17 protein-coding genes are annotated in these 17,928 nt (G+C 65.0%); 11 read left to right on the top strand and 6 right to left on the bottom strand.

The annotated features are described in order from the left end of the window. Positions 1 to 258: 258 nt before the first annotated feature. The 5 genes from M9H71_RS17095 to M9H71_RS17115 all read left to right on the top strand — a co-directional run bounded on the left by M9H71_RS17095 (position 259) and on the right by M9H71_RS17115 (position 5,820). The gene (locus M9H71_RS17095; protein WP_455406155.1) at positions 259 to 843 is read left to right on the top strand and encodes a hypothetical protein; all 585 of its coding nucleotides are present in this window, start codon (positions 259 to 261) and stop codon (positions 841 to 843) included. A gap of 246 nt (positions 844 to 1,089) precedes the next feature. Then, positions 1,090 to 3,420, top strand: a complete 2,331-nt coding sequence (locus M9H71_RS17100; protein ID WP_455406156.1) for a TonB-dependent siderophore receptor — start codon at positions 1,090 to 1,092, stop codon at positions 3,418 to 3,420. Positions 3,421 to 3,423: 3 nt separating this feature from the next. Further along, positions 3,424 to 4,563, top strand: a complete 1,140-nt coding sequence (locus tag M9H71_RS17105) for a PepSY-associated TM helix domain-containing protein (protein ID WP_455406157.1) — start codon at positions 3,424 to 3,426, stop codon at positions 4,561 to 4,563. 113 nt (positions 4,564 to 4,676) lie between these two features. Then, positions 4,677 to 5,225, top strand: coding sequence for a glucosyltransferase (locus tag M9H71_RS17110; RefSeq protein ID WP_455406158.1), 549 nt, complete (start codon positions 4,677 to 4,679; stop codon positions 5,223 to 5,225). A 52-nt stretch (positions 5,226 to 5,277) separates the two neighbouring features. After that, a complete protein-coding gene (locus tag M9H71_RS17115; protein WP_455406159.1) occupies positions 5,278 to 5,820 on the top strand; it encodes a methylated-DNA--[protein]-cysteine S-methyltransferase in 543 nt (180 codons plus the stop codon). 12 nt (positions 5,821 to 5,832) lie between these two features. Here M9H71_RS17115 and M9H71_RS17120 read toward each other — a convergent pair whose 3' ends face one another. The 3 genes from M9H71_RS17120 to M9H71_RS17130 all read right to left on the bottom strand — a co-directional run bounded on the left by M9H71_RS17120 (position 5,833) and on the right by M9H71_RS17130 (position 8,431). Continuing rightward, the gene (locus M9H71_RS17120) at positions 5,833 to 6,450 is read right to left on the bottom strand and encodes a glutathione S-transferase family protein (protein ID WP_455406160.1); all 618 of its coding nucleotides are present in this window, start codon (positions 6,448 to 6,450) and stop codon (positions 5,833 to 5,835) included. Between the two features lie 180 nt (positions 6,451 to 6,630). Next, a complete protein-coding gene (locus tag M9H71_RS17125) occupies positions 6,631 to 7,473 on the bottom strand; it encodes a fumarylacetoacetate hydrolase family protein (RefSeq protein WP_455406161.1) in 843 nt (280 codons plus the stop codon). A gap of 109 nt (positions 7,474 to 7,582) precedes the next feature. After that, a complete protein-coding gene (locus tag M9H71_RS17130) occupies positions 7,583 to 8,431 on the bottom strand; it encodes an MBL fold metallo-hydrolase (RefSeq protein ID WP_455406162.1) in 849 nt (282 codons plus the stop codon). Positions 8,432 to 8,568: 137 nt separating this feature from the next. Here M9H71_RS17130 and M9H71_RS17135 point away from each other — a divergent pair, with 137 nt between their 5' ends. The 4 genes from M9H71_RS17135 to M9H71_RS17150 all read left to right on the top strand — a co-directional run bounded on the left by M9H71_RS17135 (position 8,569) and on the right by M9H71_RS17150 (position 12,219). Further along, positions 8,569 to 8,982 (top strand): DUF3775 domain-containing protein, encoded by a 414-nt coding sequence (locus tag M9H71_RS17135; RefSeq protein ID WP_455406163.1) that lies wholly within the window; start codon positions 8,569 to 8,571, stop codon positions 8,980 to 8,982. 164 nt (positions 8,983 to 9,146) lie between these two features. After that, on the top strand, positions 9,147 to 9,812 hold the full coding sequence (locus tag M9H71_RS17140; protein WP_455406164.1) for a Crp/Fnr family transcriptional regulator: 666 nt from the start codon (positions 9,147 to 9,149) through the stop codon (positions 9,810 to 9,812). Positions 9,813 to 9,960: 148 nt separating this feature from the next. Then, positions 9,961 to 10,569 carry a nuclear transport factor 2 family protein gene (locus M9H71_RS17145; protein ID WP_455406165.1) on the top strand — a complete coding sequence of 203 codons (609 nt, stop codon included), beginning with the start codon at positions 9,961 to 9,963 and terminating at the stop codon, positions 10,567 to 10,569. A gap of 111 nt (positions 10,570 to 10,680) precedes the next feature. Then, entirely contained in the window at positions 10,681 to 12,219 is a 1,539-nt protein-coding gene (locus M9H71_RS17150; protein WP_455406166.1) for a class I adenylate-forming enzyme family protein, read from the top strand. Between the two features lie 90 nt (positions 12,220 to 12,309). Here M9H71_RS17150 and M9H71_RS17155 read toward each other — a convergent pair whose 3' ends face one another. After that, complete coding sequence (locus M9H71_RS17155; RefSeq protein WP_455406167.1) at positions 12,310 to 12,525, bottom strand: SlyX family protein; 216 nt, start codon at positions 12,523 to 12,525, stop codon at positions 12,310 to 12,312. A gap of 247 nt (positions 12,526 to 12,772) precedes the next feature. Here M9H71_RS17155 and ggt point away from each other — a divergent pair, with 247 nt between their 5' ends. Continuing rightward, positions 12,773 to 14,359, top strand: a complete 1,587-nt coding sequence (ggt, locus tag M9H71_RS17160) for a gamma-glutamyltransferase (protein WP_455406168.1) — start codon at positions 12,773 to 12,775, stop codon at positions 14,357 to 14,359. A 103-nt stretch (positions 14,360 to 14,462) separates the two neighbouring features. On the opposite strand, the gene M9H71_RS17165 is transcribed toward ggt, so the two are convergent. After that, positions 14,463 to 14,678 (bottom strand): CsbD family protein, encoded by a 216-nt coding sequence (locus tag M9H71_RS17165; protein ID WP_455406169.1) that lies wholly within the window; start codon positions 14,676 to 14,678, stop codon positions 14,463 to 14,465. A 386-nt stretch (positions 14,679 to 15,064) separates the two neighbouring features. Between M9H71_RS17165 and M9H71_RS17170 the strand changes: the two genes are divergently transcribed. Beyond that, positions 15,065 to 17,686: an ATP-binding protein gene (locus M9H71_RS17170; RefSeq protein WP_455406170.1), complete on the top strand. Its 2,622-nt coding sequence runs from the start codon at positions 15,065 to 15,067 to the stop codon at positions 17,684 to 17,686. Here the strand turns inward: M9H71_RS17170 and M9H71_RS17175 are convergent. Further along, entirely contained in the window at positions 17,670 to 17,897 is a 228-nt protein-coding gene (locus M9H71_RS17175; protein WP_455406171.1) for a hypothetical protein, read from the bottom strand. The two genes, M9H71_RS17170 and M9H71_RS17175, sit on opposite strands and share 17 nt — an antisense overlap. Positions 17,898 to 17,928: the final 31 nt, after the last annotated feature.

Below are 17,928 nucleotides of genomic sequence, written 5' to 3' on the forward strand. Positions count from 1 at the left end.
GAGATCCTCAAATCATCACGATGACAAACACAGACACCACAAAACGCCGCTTCCCAAAAGGAAGCGGCGTTTTCGCGTTCGGGGCACCCTCCGCTTTTTCCGTTCATTCAGCGCGGCATTTTGCAGCGGTTCATCTCGATCACCCTAGGCTCGCCCCCGTTCCGACTCGATCTGTCGTCAGATTGAGCGGGAACCGCGGCGCTCGCGTTCCGTTCACAACGGCCGCCTGCGAACCAGGTCCACTCGAGGAGATCGTTCATGCCTTTTGCCCTTCGTCCCGTCGTCGTCGCTCTCGGCGCTGGTGTCATCGCCGTCGCGCTCGCGTCGGCCTCGACCACTGCAGTGTTCGCTCAGGCGAACAAAGCTGCGCCGTCGGCCCCGGCCGCTGCCGAGCCGGCAATGAAGGAAATCACGCTCACCGAGAAACAGATTCAGGGTGTGCTCAGCGCACACAAGGACGTCGATGCGATTGCCGCGAAGCTGCCGGATGATCAGGACACCAAGCCCGATCCGAAGGTGTTGAAGCAGCTCGATGACGCAGCCAAGAAGCACGGCTTCGCGTCCTACGACGAGTACAGCGATGTGATCGAAGCGATCGGCATGGTCCTGGCCGGCACCGATCCCAAGACGAAGACTTATGTCGGTCCCGCCGCGGCGCTGAAGGATCAGATTGCAGCGGTCGAGGCCGACACCAAGATGTCGGCCGAGGACAAGAAGCAGGCGCTCGCCGACCTCAATGAGGCCGCGAAGAATCCCGGGCCAGCCGTGACCAACAAGACCAACATCGATCTGGTTCTGAAGAACTACGACGCGTTGTCCCAGGCGCTCGAGGACGACGAATAGTCGATCGCCTTATCTAACTCAGCTCGTTCAACGCCGCCTCTTAGCCGAGAGGCGGCGTTGTCGTGTCAGGCGGCTGGCCAGCGTTGACCGATGCCGGAGATGTCGCGGTGCGCGGGATGCGTGTCGGCTCGTCGGTCTGAACGTCGAGGCCGTTGCTATTAGACTGATTCCAGGCTCGGTCGCATTCTCTCGGTTGATTGCGTCTGCTAGGCGGTCGCATCTATTGCGATGCAGCAGAAGAGCCAGATGTCACACCGATCCACTGCCTGCCGCCGAGTCCATCGGGCTCTGCTGACCAGTTGCGGCGCTGTGTTCGTTCGTGTCGCGGTCGGCTCCGCCGTGTGCTGGGTGGCGATGCTGCCGCGAATTGCCGATGCTCAGGCGCAGTCTCAGCAATTGCCGAGCGTCACCGTTGAGGCACCGAATCGCTCGGTCGCGTCGCGGCCAGCGCCAGCGTCACAGCGAAACACGCGAGCCCCGATCAGAAGGCAGGCGCGGCGCACGCCGGTTGCCGCCCCGCCGAGTCCGTCCGAGCGGGCCGCGGCCGCGGCTGCGCCGCTGAACGAAGCCAAACTCGGCTACCGCGCGATGCCGAGTCCGACGACGCTTCGGACCGGCGCGTCGGCGCTGGACACCTCGCAGGCCGTCGCGGTCGTCCCCGAGCAGGTGCTCAAGGACCAACTGCCGCGCAATCTCGATGACGCGCTCGCCAATGTCAGTGGTGTCACCCAGACCAATACGCTCGCCGGCTCGTTCGATGCCGTGATCCGACGCGGTTTCGGCGAGAACCGCGACGGCTCGATCATGCGCAACGGTATGCCGCTGGTGCAGGGACGGAGCCTCGGCCCGACCGTCGAAAGCGTCGAAGTGCTGAAAGGTCCGGCGTCGTTGCTGTATGGGATTCAGTCGCCGGGCGGCGTCGTCAACACCATCAGCAAGCGGCCGGAGCTCTATCAGCACGGCTCGCTCACCGTGATCGGCTCGACCTTCGGCGGCGGCCACAATGGTGCGAATGCGATCTTCGACCTCACAGGGCCGATCGGTAGCAGCGGCCTCGCCTATCGGGTGATCGGGTCGGGTCTTGACGAGGACTATTGGCGCAACTTCGGCGCCAACCGCGAGCGGCTGCTGGCGCCGTCACTGGCGTGGTACGGCGAGTCCACCACGGTGCAGTTTTCCTATGAGCACCGCGATTTCAGCTATCCGTTCGACCGCGGCACCGCTTTCGTCAACGGCGCACCGCTCGCGATCCCGGCGGCGCGCCGCCTCGACGAGCCGTTCAACCGCACCTGGGGCCAGTCGGATCTGCTGCAGGCCTCGGTCGAGCAGCGCCTCGACGATACCTGGAAGCTGACCGCAGCCTACAGCTACAATCGCGAGATCTACGAAGCCAACCAGCTTCGGATCACCGCCGTCGATCCGGTCACCGGGATCGAGAAGCGCAGCAACGACGGCACCCATGGCGCGCTCGCTTATGTCGGCTACGGCACGTCCTATCTGCGGGGCGACCTCTGGCTCGGCGGCCTACGCCACGAAGTGCTGATCGGCGGCGAGGCTCAGCGACGGCTGATCTACCGGCAGGACCTGATTCGCCAGGCGACGCCGACGTTCAATTTCTACGATCCGGTCTACGGCCGTGTTGGCCCGGGCACCACGGTGTCGGCATCGGACAGCGACCAGACCGATCGGCTGGAGACCCGCGCGGTGTTTGCCCAGGACACGCTGCACCTCACCGACCGGTTTTCGCTGGTCGGCGGCCTGCGCTGGATGGACTACGAGCAGCTCGCCGGTCGCGGCCGGCCGTTCACCGCCAACACCGACCTGAGCGGCAACAAGCTGCTGCCGCTCGGCGGCGCCGTCTTCAAGCTCAACGATCAAATCTCGCTCTACGCCAGCTACACCCAGTCGCTGCAGCCAACCTCGACGATCGCGCCTCTGAGCGGCGGTTACGTGATCGGATCCAGCGTTGCGCCGGAGGAGGGCACGCAATACGAGGCCGGGGTCAAGTTCGATCTCGACAAACGCCTGTCCGGCACGCTCGCGTTCTACGACATCGAGAAGAAGAACGTGCTGGTGTCGCAGTTCAACGCCGCGACCGGCCTCAACGAATATCGCGCCGCCGGCAAGGTCCGCTCGCGCGGAGCCGAGTTCGACGTCACCGGCCGGCTGAACGAGCATTGGAGCACGATCGCCAGCTATGGCTACACCGATGCCATCGTCACCGACGATCCGGTGCTCACTGGCAAGCGCCTGCAAAACGTCGCGATGAACACGGCGTCGCTGTTCCTGGTCTACGATTTCGGCACCTCGCTGCCGGGACGCCTCCGGCTCGGCGGCGGCGCGCGCTACGTCGGCGACCGGCCGGGCGACAGCACCAATTCCTTCGTGTTGCCGTCCTACACGGTGGCCGACCTGTTCGCGACCTACGAGGTGAAATACGGGCGGACGCCGGTGCTCTACCAGTTCAACGTCAAGAACCTGTTCGACAAGGTGTACTACCCGTCGGCGGTGAACACCCTGAACGTCGCACTCGGCGACGCGAGGCGCTTCTCGCTGGCTGCCACCGTCAAGTTCTAGCCGATGCGCCCGCCGGCACTCAGGGCGATCCTGCTGCAGATTCACTCGGTCGCGGGATTGGTGCTCGCGGCGGTGTTGGTCGTGGTGGCCCTGTCCGGCGCGGTGATGAGTTTCGAGGACGAGATCCGCGGCGCGCTGGATGCCGGACGCGTCCAGGTCGCGCCGCGTGCCGAGCCCCGCATGCCGCCCGACGCCCTGATTGCGAAGCTGCAAGTCGCCGGAGATCCGGTCGCGTCGATCACGATACCGCGCGTCGCGACGTCCGCCGTCGAGGTTCGGTTCGCCCGCCGGCCGGATCACACCCGGCCGGCGCCGCTCTATCTCGATCCCTACACCGGCGACAGTCTCGGTCATCCGGCCGCCGAGGCGTTCTTCGCCACGGTCCGCAAGCTGCACCGCTGGCTGCTGTTGCCGGGCGATGGCAATGGCTACGGTCGGCCGATCACCGCCGTTGCTGCGCTCGGATTGTTGACCATGCTGCTCACCGGCCTGGTGCTGCGCTGGCCGCACCGCCCCGGCAGCATCAAGGTGTGGTTGAAGCCGCACTGGCAATTGCGCGGGCGCGGGCTGCACCGCTCGCTGCATGCCGTCATCGGAACCTGGGTGTTGCTGGTCTATCTGGTCATGACGACGACCGGGCTGTGGTGGTCGTTCGACTGGTACAAGGCCGCCGCGACCTGGCTCCTGGCGCGATCACCGACCGCGGCGCAGCGTCTGACCCGGTCTGCCGCTGCCGAGGCCTCGTCCGCCCCGGTGTCGCTGGATCGCGTTTGGGCGGCGTTCGTTGCCGATCGCGGGGACCGTTTCGAGGCCGTGCGCCTGACGCTGCCGTCCGGCCGAGACAGCGTCGTGCGGGTCCGCTCCTGGTTGACCGACGCCCGAGACGGCGTGCACGACGACTTCCGGATCGACGGCCGGACCGGCCGGATCGTGTCCGCCGAACTGTATGCCGACAAGACCGTCGGCGAAAAGACGCTTGCGCGCCTGCTCGACATCCACCGCGGCAGCGTTCTCGGCTGGCCCGGCAAGTTGCTGTTCATGCTGGCGGCGCTGACGATGCCGTTGTTCGGCATTACCGGGGTGCTGCTGTATCTGTCGCGCCGGCGTCACAAGCGGATGCAGCTCGCCGCCCGCGGCGGCTGACAGACGCCTCAAGGCAGCAGTTCGGCCGGTCGCAATGTTGCGCCGCTCCGATCGCCCGCGCTATAAGCCATCGGTCAAATCACTCCGACCCGTCGCGAACCAACCGCCGCGTCATGAAAATCCTGCTGGCGGTCTTCCAACTCGAAAAGCAGAGCGGCAAAGAACGCGATTGCATCGCCATCGCGCGCCATCTCGCGGGTCGCGGCCACGACGTCACCATTGTCACCACGGTTCCGTCCCCCGAACCGCTCGACCGCATCGCCACCGTGACGGTGCGCACCCGCGGTCTGACCAATCACCGCCGGGCGCGTAATTTTGCCCGTGCCGTCCGCGAGCATCGCCGCAACCATCAGCCCGATGCGCTGCTGTCGTTCGAACTGGTGCCGGGCGCGGATTTTCATTACGTCGCCGACGATGCCGCGATCCTGCGCGACCGGCTGTGGGCGTGGCCGCCGCGGCAGCGGATCCGGCTGGCGCTGGAGCGAGGCGTGTTCGCCGCAGCCTCCCGCACCGAGCTGTGGTTCCTGACGCAGGACCAGCACGACGCCTATCATATTGCCTATGATTTCGATCCGGCCCGCGCCCTGGTGCTGCCGGCCGAGCCGACGAAGCTGTTGGCGACCGTTGCCGAGCGGCTGGAGCAGCACGTTCCGGCTTCGTGAAATCGGGTGGCCGGATCGGCCCGGCCGCCGTACTCTCGGCGCCATCATGCCGATGAGCGAGCACCATCACGCCCTGTTCGACACGACGATCGGCCGCTGCGGCATCGTCTGGGGCCGGCGCGGCATCGTCGCCGTGCAATTGCCGCAGCCGAGCGAAGCCCAGACCCTGGCCCGGATCGCGCAGCGTCACGCCGACAGCTTCGCGGCGCTGCCACCTGCGGATGTGCAGCGCGCGATCGACGGCATCGTCGCGCTGCTCGAAGGTGCGGCGATCGATTTTGCCGATGTTGACCTCGATCTTGCTGGCACGTCGGCATTTCAGCGTGGGGTCTACGACATCGCGCGCCGCATTCCGGCCGGCCAGACGCTGACCTATGGCGACATCGCCAGGCAGCTCGGCGGAATCGAGCTGTCACGGGAAGTCGGGCAGGCTCTGGGGCGCAATCCATGCCCGATCATCGTGCCGTGCCACCGCGTTCTCGCCGCCGGGAATAAACCCGGCGGCTTTTCGGCCAATGGCGGCGTCGTCACCAAGCTGAAGCTGCTGGCGATCGAAGGCGCCTCGGTCAACTACACGCCGAGCCTGTTCGACTGAACAGACCTCGTTTCAGGCCGCCGGCGGCACCGACACCTTCACCGACTCCCGCTGCTGCATGCGCTGGTAGAACGCGTCGAGATTGGGATAGGCCGCGCGCCAGCCGCAGTCGGCGAAGCGGAAGTCGGCGTAACCCAGCACGCACACCAGCGCGATTTGCGCGATCGTCAGCGGTCCGTTCAGCATCGCAGTGTCGCGATCGAACCGCGCCATGCCGGCCCAGGCGCGCGCCCAGTGATCGTCGTACCAGCCCTGCCAGAACAGTTCCTTGGGCCGCACCAGCTTCTCGTAGCGGCACAGCAGCATCGAATCCAGCATGCCCTGCAGCAGCGAGTGGTCGCTCTTTACCCGCCAGCGCTCTGCGCCCGAGGCCGGGATCAGCTTGCCGCCGCCCGCGAGCTCGTCGAGATATTCGGCGATCACGTAGGAGTCGACGATCACCTCGCCATTGTCGAGGATCAGCGCCGGCAACTTCTTCAGCGGATTGACCTCGCGCATGTACTGCTCGTTGGCCTGCGCCGGGATCACGGTCGCGGTCACGAATTCAATCCGGTCGATCAGTCCGAGTTCGATCGCTGCGATCCGCACCTTGCGGGCGAACGGCGAGGCTTGGGAGAAGGAGAGTTTCATGGGATGCTCCTTAGAGGAACGAATTGGTCGCGAGCCTGCTCAATCTATCTTCTGTCATTCCGGGGCGCGGACGAAGTGAGCGAGCCCGGAATCCATAACCACCGCCGGGAATATGGATTCCGGGCCTGCGCCCAAAAGGGCGCATCCCGGAATGACGAACGAGAGGAGTGTCTGAGAGGCTTACGCCGCCACGATGGTTTGCTTCTGCTCGCCGAGCCCCTCGATGCCGAGGGTGACGACGTCACCGACATTGAGGAATTGCGGCGGCTTCTTGCCCATGCCGACGCCGGGCGGCGTGCCCGTGGTGATGATGTCGCCGGGCATCAGCGTCATCAGCTCCGACAGATGCGACACGATCTTCGGCACGTTGAAGATCATGGTCGTGGTCGAGCCGGTCTGGCAGCGCTGGCCGTTGACGTCGAGCCACATCCCGAGCTTGTGGACGTCGGCGATCTCGTCCTTGGTGACGACCCACGGACCGAGCGGGCCGAACGTGTCGTGCGACTTGCCTTTGGTCCACTGCCCGGACCGCTCGATCTGGAAGTGACGCTCGGAGACGTCGTTGCACACCGCGTAGCCGGCGACGTAGTTCAGCGCATCGGCCTCGGTGACATATTTGGCGCGAGTGCCGATGATCACAGCGAGCTCGACTTCCCAGTCGAGCTTGGTCGAGCCGCGCGGCTTCTCGACGTCGTCATTCGGTCCGCACAGCGAGTTGTTGGCCTTCATGAACACGATCGGCTCGGCCGGAATCGGCATGTTGGCTTCGGCGGCGTGATCGGCGTAGTTCAGGCCGATCGCGATGAACTTCGGCGCCCCGCCGACCGGCGAGCCGAGCCGCGGCTGGCCGGGCACTGCGGGAAGCCCCGCGACATCGAGCGCCGCCAGCTTGGCGAGGCCGGCGGGCGAAAACGCCTCGCCCGCGAGGTCGGCGATCTGTCCGGACAGATCGCGAAGCTGGCCGGACTGATCGATCAGGCCGGGCTTCTCGTGGCCGACGACACCATAACGAACGAGCTTCATCCCGCGTTTCCTCCGCAGTTGTGCAGGTAGTCCAACTGATGGACCAGTGGTGAGTCGAGTTCAATACATGCTGGCGCCGCCGGGCTATGCACACCCATGCTGTGACCCGTCATGGCAGAGCCACAAGGCGGAAGGCGTCGCCGTCGCGGACGATCCGGCCCGGGCCGAAATGCCCGCCGAACAGCAAGGTCGGTGTATCGGCGAAGCGCGAGAACAACCGGCGCCGCGTCTCGATCGATTGCAGCGGGTCGGAGTCGAAGCTGGACGACCAGTCCAGCCGCGCCATCTGGCAGGGGTGATGCGCAACGTCGCCCGCCAGCACCGCTTCTTCGCCTTCCGAGCGAATATGCAGCGCGACATGCCCGGGGCTGTGGCCGGGCGTCGGGATCAGCGTGATCTCGTCGTCGATCGTCGCATCGCTGGAAACCAGATCGACGATACCGGCATCGATCACCGGTTGTACCGAGTCGGCGAACACCGCGGCGTGCGCCGCATCCGTCGAATGCGTCTTCCAGTAATCGTATTCGACGCGGCCGAACAGATAGCGTGCCTTGGCGAAGGTGGGCACCCATCGTCCGTCGACCAGCCTGGTATTCCATCCGACGTGGTCGACATGCAGATGCGTGCAGATCACGGTGTCGATGCTGTCCGCCGGATAGCCGGCGCGCTCCAGATCCCGCTGGAACGGTTTGTCCAATCCGTTCCAGTGCGGCACGCCGCGGCCCTGCTTGTCGTTGCCGATGCAGGTGTCGACCACGATCCGGCGGGTCGGCGTTTCCACCACCCAACTATGTACCGACATCGTCAGGCGCCCCTCGGCACTGGCGAATTGCGGCGTCAGCCACGGCATCGATTGGATTTGCTGAGGGGTGGCTTGCGGCAGGATGAACCGGGTGCCTCCGGTCATTTCCATCTCGACGATTTTTGTGATTTTGACCTTGCCGATCGACCACGCCATCCCACGTTTCTCCCTGGCTTTTGTTTTGCCCGAACATGCGGGTTTTGCGACGGTTGCGCAATGGATCGCGTCGCGCTGCGATGCGTTAGCTCGTTCGAGGACAGCGCCATAATCGGCGCGAAGACGGAGGACGGACGATGCCCGAGCTTGCGATTTCGACCGACAAGGTCGCGTTTCTGATCGAGAAGGCGCGCGAATTCGACGTCAAGGAAGGCGTCAGCGACGCCGATTCCGGATCGAACGGCGCCGACGACGATATGGTCGACGTGCTCGAGGATACCGGCGACGATCCTGTCGTCCAGGAGATCAGCAGCTTCATCAACGCGATGACCGAAGAAGAGCAGATCGACCTCGTCGCCTTGATGCGGCTCGGCCGCGGTGACGGCAGCATCGAAGAATGGGATGATCTGCGCCGCGAGGCCGCCGAGGGCCGCAACGGCCGCACCGCTCATTACCTTCTCGGCGAGCCGTTGCTCGGCGATTATCTCGCCGAAGGCCTTGAGGAGTTCGGCCTATCCTGGAACGACGAGCGCACCACACCGGTGGTTTGATCTCGAAGTTGCCGAATTGAACGCGCGTGCTGTGGCGGCGCACGAACAGCACGCTTCGTAGCATTCCGAGGAAATCAGATTTACCAGTGAATTCAGCGTCCTGCGGTCTATTCTAAGGCGACTTGATCACGCGATCCAACGCCTGTCGATCCGTGGAGGCGACGATGAAGCTGGATGTCGGTTTCGATCACCGCGAACTGCTGCGCAAGCTCGGCGCCGGCAGCGCGATTGCGAAATTCGCCAAGAATCAGACGGTTTTCGCGCAGGGCGACGACGCCGACAGTGTGTATTTGCTCCTGCAGGGGCGCATCAAAGTGGTGGTCTTGTCGGTGCAGGGCAAAGAGGCTGCGACCGGCATGGTGGCGCCTGGGCAGTTCTTCGGTGACGGTTGCCTCGTCGGCGAGCAGACGCGTAGTACCACCACCATCGCGATGCAGGACTGTCTGGTTGCGACTATCCCGAGTGCCCGGCTGCTGGAGACGCTGCGAGCGCAACCGGACTTCGCCGAATTGTTCGTCCGTCATTTGCTGCTGCGCAACCGCCGCATCGAAGAGGATCTGCTCGATCAGCTTCTCAATTGCAGCGAGAAACGGCTGGCGCGACTGTTGCTCCGCCTCGCCGAATTCGATCAGGGCAGCGAACCGCAGCCGATCGCGCCGCACATCAGCCAGGAAACGCTGGCGGAGATGATCGGCACCACCCGGTCGCGGGTGAGCTACTTCATGAACAAATTCCGCAAGCTCGGCCTGATCAGCTACGACCGCACCATCGAGGTGCATCCGGCCCGGCTCAGCGCCGTGCTGCACGACCGGGCCGAGGGCCTAGGCTAGCTGCGGCGCTGCTGCGTTTCTCCGGGCTCATCGGTCAAGAGACGAGCGCGGCTTCGCATCGCAAAACCGCCATCCACTTTTGCCGGATACGCGCGGTCGCGCCACCGGTATAGTGCGTCCCGCGCGCAAGACGCGGGGTGGAAACGGCATGGACGACGAGGAACGGCGCGATCGGTTCGCGATCCGCGAGCTGATCGAGAATTGGGTGGTGTGGCGGGACGCCGGCGACTGGGACCGCTTTCGCACCGTCTGGTTCGACGACGGCCGGATGATGGCGACCTGGACGCAAGGCACCGCCGACGAATTCATCGCGATGAGCAAGGCCGGATGGGCCAAGGGCGTGTCGATCCTGCACTTCCTCGGCGGGCAGTCGATCGACCTCGCCGGCCCCCGCGCGATCTCGCAAACCAAGATGACGATCTCGCAGCGCGCCAGCGTGGACGACGTCGTGGTCGATGTCGTCTGCACCGGCCGCTTCTATGATTTCCTTGAAAAGCGCGACGACCGCTGGGGGCTGGTGCTACGCCAGCCGATCTATGAGAAAGACCGCATGGACCCGGTCGATCCGGCCGCGAAGCTCGCGCTCGATCCCGCGCTGCTGGCGCAGTTCCCAGAGGGCTACCGCCATCTCGCTTACTTGCAGAGCGGCCTCGGCTACCCGATCAAGCGCGACATGCCGGGATTGAAGGGGGAGGCGGTCGAACGGCTGTACGCGAGCGGCGCGAAGTGGTTGAAAGGCGGCGCGCTGGATCGCTGACGCGAACTGACTTTTCCCGCAACGTCATGGCGAGCGATTGCGTCGTCGCTTCGCTCCTCGCAATGGCGAAGCACTTTCCGACCTCGATAACCAAGAAACGTGGAGACCGAAATGCCCGACTTCATCACTCTTCCCGCCTTGGTCCGCGACACCGCGCAGGCGCGGCCGGACCGGATCGCGGTGATCGACGGGGAACGGCAATTGCGCTACGCGGAATTCGATGCGCTGATCGATCGCATCGCCGCGACCTTCCAGCGCGACGGTCTGAAGCCGACCGACACCATTTCGATCTGCGCGCTGTCGTCGATCGAATATGCGGCGACCTTCCTCGGCGCGCTGCGTGCGGGCATCGCGGTAGCGCCGCTGGCGCCGTCCTCGACCGCCAAGGACTTCTCCGCGATGGTGCGGGACTCCGGCGCCAAGATTCTGTTCACCGACGACTTCGCCGCCAACGCGATGAAGGATGCCGAAATCGACCCCGCGGTGAAGCGCGTCGCGTTCGACGACGGCGCCAGCGGCGAGGCGTTCACGCGTTGGTTGGCGCCGGAAGGCACCCAGCCCGCGCCGGTGACGATCGATCCGGAGTGGGTGTTCAACATCATCTATTCGTCCGGCACCACCGGCACGCCGAAGGGCATCGTCCACAGCCATCAGATGCGCTGGCTGCAATATGGCCAGCTCGATCCGATGGGCTACGGCCCCGACGCGGTCACGCTGCTATCGACGCCGCTTTATTCCAACACCACGCTGGTCTGCTTCAATCCGACGCTCGCCGGCGGCGGCACCGTCGTGCTGATGAAGAAGTTCGACGCCCGCGGCTTCCTCGAACTGGCGCAGAAGCTGAGCGTCACTCACGCGATGCTGGTGCCGGTGCAATATCGCCGGATCATGGCGCTGCCCGAGTTCGATCAGTTCGACTTGTCGTCCTTCCAGATGAAGTTCTGCACCTCGGCGCCGTTCGCGCCGGAGCTGAAGGCCGATATCCTGAAGCGCTGGCCGGGCGGTCTGACCGAGTACTACGGCATGACCGAGGGCGGCGGCTCCTGCACGCTGCTCGCCCACGAGCATCCGGACAAGCTGCACACTGTCGGCGTGCCGCGGCCCGGCCATGAGATTCGAATGATCGACGAGGACGGCAACTTCCTGCCCTATGGCGAGGTCGGCGAGATCGTCGGCCGCTCCGGAGCGATCATGAAGGGCTATCTCAATCAGCCGCAGAAGACCGCCGAAGTGTTCTGGACTGACAAAGACGGCAATCTCTGGGTGCGCAGCGGCGACGTCGGCAAGTTCGACGCCGACGGCTTCATCACGCTGATGGACCGCAAGAAAGACATGATCATCTCGGGCGGGTTCAACATCTACCCGAGCGACATCGAGGCCGTCGTCGCCAAGCATCCCAACGTGCTCGAAGTCGCGGTCGTCGGCATGCCGTCGGAAGAGTGGGGCGAAACTCCGGTCGCTTTCGTGGCGGCGCGGCCCGGCCGCAGCATCGATCCGGCCGAGCTGAAGAGCTGGACCAACGGTCAGGTCGGCAAGACTCAGCGCCTCGCCGAAGTCGTCCTGGTCGAGTCGCTGCCGCGCAGCGCCATCGGCAAGGTGCTGAAACGCGAACTCCGCGACCAGCGCCTGAGCATGAAGGCGGCGTCGTAGGCCAAGCAAGGGCTCAGCCACACGGACGTCATTCCGGGTTCGCGCTTTGCGCGCCCCGGAATGACCAAGCTGAGAAACCGGCTGCCGCCCTCAATAATGCGGCGGCCGTTCGTTGATCGGAGCGGCGACGCTGCTCTCGGCCTGGTCGAGCCGTTCGGTGAGCGCGGCGATCTGGCGGGTCAGCGCGTCGATCTGCTTCCACTGCGCGGTGACGGTCTGGTTCAGCGTCTCGATGGTCTCCTCCTGGTAGCTCAGGCGGACCTCCAGCGCTTCGATGCGTTGGTCCAGATCCGGTTCGCCGCTCATCGTTCACTCCATTTGCTGCCGTGCCTCGCCGTGCCGCTCGTCGCAGCGTTGGGGCGAGGCCGCCGGGTTACGTGCCGGAGCGCAGCGATGCGTGTCCTGGTTTAGCAGTGCGGTCCGCAGTGCGAAACCGGCGCCATGCGATCGCGGTCGCGCGCGCCCACGCGGCGAGGATTGCTCGCGCCGTGCGGAATATGTCAATTAGGCTCGCGCCGGAGCGCGGCGTATCCAACCCCAAGAGCTTGTGCCTATGAGGAATTTCCATCTCGCCGGCCGGTCCACCGTCCATGCCCGTAACGGCATGGTCGCGACCTCGCACCCGCAAGCGGCGCTGGCCGCGATCGAAATCCTGAAGGCCGGCGGCACCGCAGCCGACGCCGCGATCGCCGCCTCGGCGCTGCTGGCGGTGATCGAACCCCAATCCACCGGCATCGGCGGCGATTGCTTCGCGCTGATCCAGCCAAAGGGCACCGGCAAGATCACGGCGTATAACGGCTCGGGCCGGGCTCCGGCAGCCGCCAAGGCCGAATGGTTTCTGGAAAAGGGCATTGATGCGATCCCGCTGACCAGCCCGCATTCGGTGACGATTCCCGGCGCGATCGACGCCTGGGCGACGATCCTGCGCGATCACGGGCGGTTCGGGCTCGACAAAGTGCTGCAGCCGGCGATCAAGGCGGCGGCGGAAGGCTACGTGGTGGCGCCGCGCATCGCGTTCGACTGGGCCAACGGCTTTGCCAAGCTGAAGAAGGGCGCCAACACCGAGCGCTATCTGCTGCCGCATGGTGAGGCTGCCACGACCGGCGACGTCATTACCCAGCCGGAACTCGCGAACACGCTGAAGCTGATTGCCGACAACGGCCCGGACGGCTTCTACAAGGGCGCCGTCGCCGAAGACATGGTCGAGACGCTGCGCGGGCTCGGCGGTTTGCACACCCTGGAAGACTTCGCCGAGCATTGCACCGAAACGACTTCGCCGATCGGCACGATCTACAAGGGGCTCGACGTCTGGCAGTGCCCGCCGAACGGCCCGGGCATCACCATGCTGGTGATGCTGAACATCCTCAGCCGGTTCGACCTCACCAAGTTCGGCCCGCTCAGCGTCGAGCGCTTCCATCTCGAAGCCGAGGCGACCCGCATCGCCTATATGATCCGCGAGCAGCACATCGGCGATCCGCAGCACGTCGACGTCGACGTGCTGCGGATTCTGGCGAAGGAATTCGCCGAGGAGCATTACAGCCAGATCGCGCTCGACAAGCTACTGGATCTGCCGGTGGTTTCTCCGCCGATGAATCCGTCGACGGTGTACATCACCGTGGTCGATGCGGAGCGTAACGTCTGTTCGTTCATCAATTCGATCGCGCATTCCTTCGGCTCTGCGATCGTGTCGAACAAGACCGGCGTGCTGTTGCAAAACCGCGGCGCCGGCTTCCGGATTCAGCCCGGTCACCCGAACTGCATCGCGCCGAAGAAGCGCCCGCTGCACACCATCATTCCGGCTCTTGCGACCGAGAACGGCCGGGCCCGGATGTCGTGGGGAGTCATGGGCGGTCAATATCAGCCTGTCGGTCAGGTGCATGTTCTGACCAACGTGCTCGACTACGGGCTGGATATGCAGGAAGCGATCGATCTGCCCCGCGGCCTGCACTACGAGGACGTCTATCAGCTCGAGGATGGTGTGCCAGCGGCGACCGTCGAGGGGCTCAAGGCGCTTGGTCACAAGGTCGTGCCGATCGGCACGCCGCACGGCGGCGGTCAGGGAATCTGGATCGATTGGGACAAGGGCACGCTCACCGGCGGCTCCGACCCGCGCAAGGATGGCTGCGCGCTCGGCTACTGATACAGGCCCTGATACCGGGGCTCTTCCAGACATGCGAAGACCGGCCCGAGGGCCGGTCTTGCACCTACTGACGTCCGCCTCAGCGGCTATCAGTAAAGGTAGATCAGAGATTCTTGTGCGCTGCGCCGGCGACCTTGTCGGCCGTATCCTTGACCGCTTCCTTGGCCTTGCCGAGCGCCTGCTGACCGTGGCCCTTGGCCTCCTGCACCGCGCCTTCGCCCTGCAGCTTTTCCGAACCGGTGGCTTCACCGACGCCCTGCTTGGCCTTGCCGGCGAGCTCGTTGGCCTGACCCTTGATCTTGTCCATTGTGCTACCCATCGAATTTCTCCTTCACCTTGTGAGTTTCGTGGGGTCAACGGACAGAACCCTCGGACGTTCCCTGGGGATGTCGGTTGTAGTGCGGCTAAATGCGCTTTTTGACCGATTTAATAGCTACTTTGTTACCGTTAGTAAGTCGACTTCGCGGATTATTAACCGATGCGGCCTTTGAGCCGGAGGTTCGGTGATCGAGTTAACGGTCGTGAAGCACGCCCGCCCCATGGTCGAACCAATCATCTGGCCGGTGGACGACGCATCGATCGTCGCGCTGGCGCGGTCGTGCGGAAGGAAGACATGTTTCTTTCGGACGGCTACACTGTTCCTTGTGAGGCCGCGCATGGGGCAGTGACGATTCTGATCTGAGGACGGCCGAGAGAGCTTTCGAGATGTCCGGCCTGTGGCAATCAATGACGACGGCCTGGGCATCCCGAACCGATCGGGCGGCGTTGCTCGACTTCTGGCTCGGCGGGCGTGGTGGCGGCACCCTGGTTCGGCAGACCGACGTCGACGAGCACGAGATGCGGCAGATCCGAGCCGCGCAGATCGACAGCGTCACCCGACTGACCCCCGTGACGATGACCATCAACGTCGCCAATGCGGCGTTGATCCTGTTCACTTTCTGGGACGGCAGCGCGCGGCCGCAATTGCTGGTTTGGATGGGGCTGATCGTCTTCGCGGCCGCATCGGCCGTGAAGTCCTGGCTGGACAACAGGCGCGAACCTCGATTCGAAGCATCCGAGAATGCGATCCGGCGGATGACGCTGCACGCCCTGATCCTCGGATCGATCTGGGGCGTGATGCCGGTGCTGGTGTTCGCCACCGCGAAACCCAGCGATCAGTTGATCGTCGCCTGCGTCGCGGCCGGCATGATCTCGGGCGGCGCGTTCACGCTGTCGACGGTGCCGCGCGCCGGCCTCGCTTACACCTGGGCGCTGGCGGCCGGCTCGGCGCTGTCGCTGGCGATGAGCGAAGGCACCGCCTATCGCATCACCGCGGCGTTTCTGTTGCTGTACGCGGTGTTCATGTCGCGCAGCCTGATCTCGCACGGCGAGATGTTCTTCGAGAATCTGCGTGCGAAGTTCGAGCTCGAACGACAGACTGAGATCATCTCGCTGCTGCTGAAGGATTTCCAGGCCAACGCCAGCGACTGGCTGTGGCAGACTGACGCCGAAGGCCGGCTGGTGCATGTGCCGGAGAGGTTCGTCGAAGTCGCCAAATTGCCCGCCACGCTGCTGGCCGGCACGCCGCTGTCGGACGTGATCGGAATGCTGTGCCCGGAGGATGGGCGCTGCGCGATGAGCGTGGCGGCGAAGATGGCGCAGCGGGAGGCGATGAACGATTTTGTCGTGCATGTTGTGATCAGCGGCTCGCCGCGGCTGTGGTCGCTCACCGCCAAGCCGATGGTCGATGCGGCCGGCGAGTTCGCCGGCTATCGCGGCGTAGGCCGTGACGTCACCGAGCGCTGGCGCGCCGAGCAGGCCGAGGCCGAGAACCGCGCCAAGTCCAGCTTCCTGGCGATGATGAGCCACGAGATCCGCACCCCGATGAACGGCGTGCTCGGTCTCGCCAACTCGCTGCTGGAGACCAAGCTCGATCCCGAACAGCATCAGGCCGTCACCACGATCCGCGATTCCGGCGACGATCTGCTGCGCATCCTCAACGACGTGCTCGATCTGTCCAAGCTCGAAGCCGGCCGGCTGGAATTCGAGCAGGCCGATTTCTCGCCGGCGACGCTGGTCGAATCGGTGCGCGCGATCATCGAGCCGGAGGTCAGGGGCAAGGGCGTCGAACTGAAGATCGACATCGACCCGCGGTTGCCGCCGTCGCTCAACGGCGACGCGGCACGGATCCGCCAGGTGTTGCTCAACCTCGCTTCCAACGCCGTGAAGTTCACCGAGCGCGGCTCGATCGCGATCGTGCTGACCTGCGTCAAGCGCAACGACAGCCACGCCACCGTCGAGTGGCAGGTCACCGATACCGGCATCGGCATTTCGCCCGACCGTGTCGGCAGCCTGTTCACCGATTTCGCCCAGGCCGACGTCTCGATCAATCGGCGATTCGGCGGCACCGGACTCGGCCTGGCGATCAGCCGGCGGATCGTCGAGCAGATGGGCGGCGACATCGCGGTGACCTCGCGCGAGGGCGAAGGCTCGACCTTCCGCTTCAGCCTCGATCTGCCGTGGAGCAACGCCTGGGTCGCCGATCATCGCCTCGACCGGCTCGGGAGCGACGATCTGCGCACCCGGATCGCGCTGCTCGGCCGGCCGCTGCGCGTGCTGATCGCCGAGGACGACACCACCAACCAGATGGTGGTGATGAAGATGCTGGCGGAGTTCGCCGCAGAGATCACCATCGTCTCCGACGGCGGCGACGCGGTCCGGGCTGCCGCCGAGGGCGAGTTCGATGTCGTGCTGATGGATGTGCGGATGCCCAATATCGACGGGCTGGCCGCCACGCGCGCGATCCGGGGCAAGGGCGGAGTGCTCGCCAAGCTGCCGATCATCGCGCTCACCGCCAATGCGTTCCCGGACGACGTCAAAGTGTGCCGCGAGGCCGGGATGAACGACTTCCTGGCCAAGCCGCTGCGCAAGCCGGCGCTGGTCGCCGCTGTGCTGCGGGCGCTGCGCGGCGCGCCGGTGCCGGCCGCGGCGCCGGTGGCGCTTTCGCAGAACGATCTCGATACGCTGGCCGAACTCACCGAGGAGATCGGCCGTGATCAGGTCGCCGAGATGGTGTCGCTGTTCTTCGCCGAGACCGAGCGCCGGATCGCGCTGTTCCGGCGCGGCGTCGATCTGGTCGGCCGCAAGGCGATCGAGGTCGAAGCGCATTCGCTGAAGGGCGGTGCGCGCACGCTCGGGTTCCACGCGATTGCCGAGATCGCATACGCCGTGGAGCGGGATGCGCAGTCGGTCTCCGCCGAGTCGCTCGATCTGCTGGCGGGCCAATTGTCCAACGAACTCGTCGAGCTGCGCCGACATTACGAAGGCGCCTTCAAGCTGGCGAGCTGAAGCTGCACCATTCGTCATTCTCAAATTCGGCGGCATCTGTGGGCAGGCGGCGGATCGATGCGTCCTGCTGCGGTGCAGATGTTTTGTTGCTGGCGATGGCGCGGTCGGTGGCCGCAACCCTGAGCGCTGGCTCCGGAGTGGCGATCGATCCCGCGGAGGCGCCCGGCAGCTCACGAATTCCTGATCTATGACGATTATTGACATTCGTCATTAATCAATCGACAGTCGCCTTCGGCTTAGAG

The sequence above is a fragment of the Rhodopseudomonas parapalustris genome, from assembly GCF_053772255.1.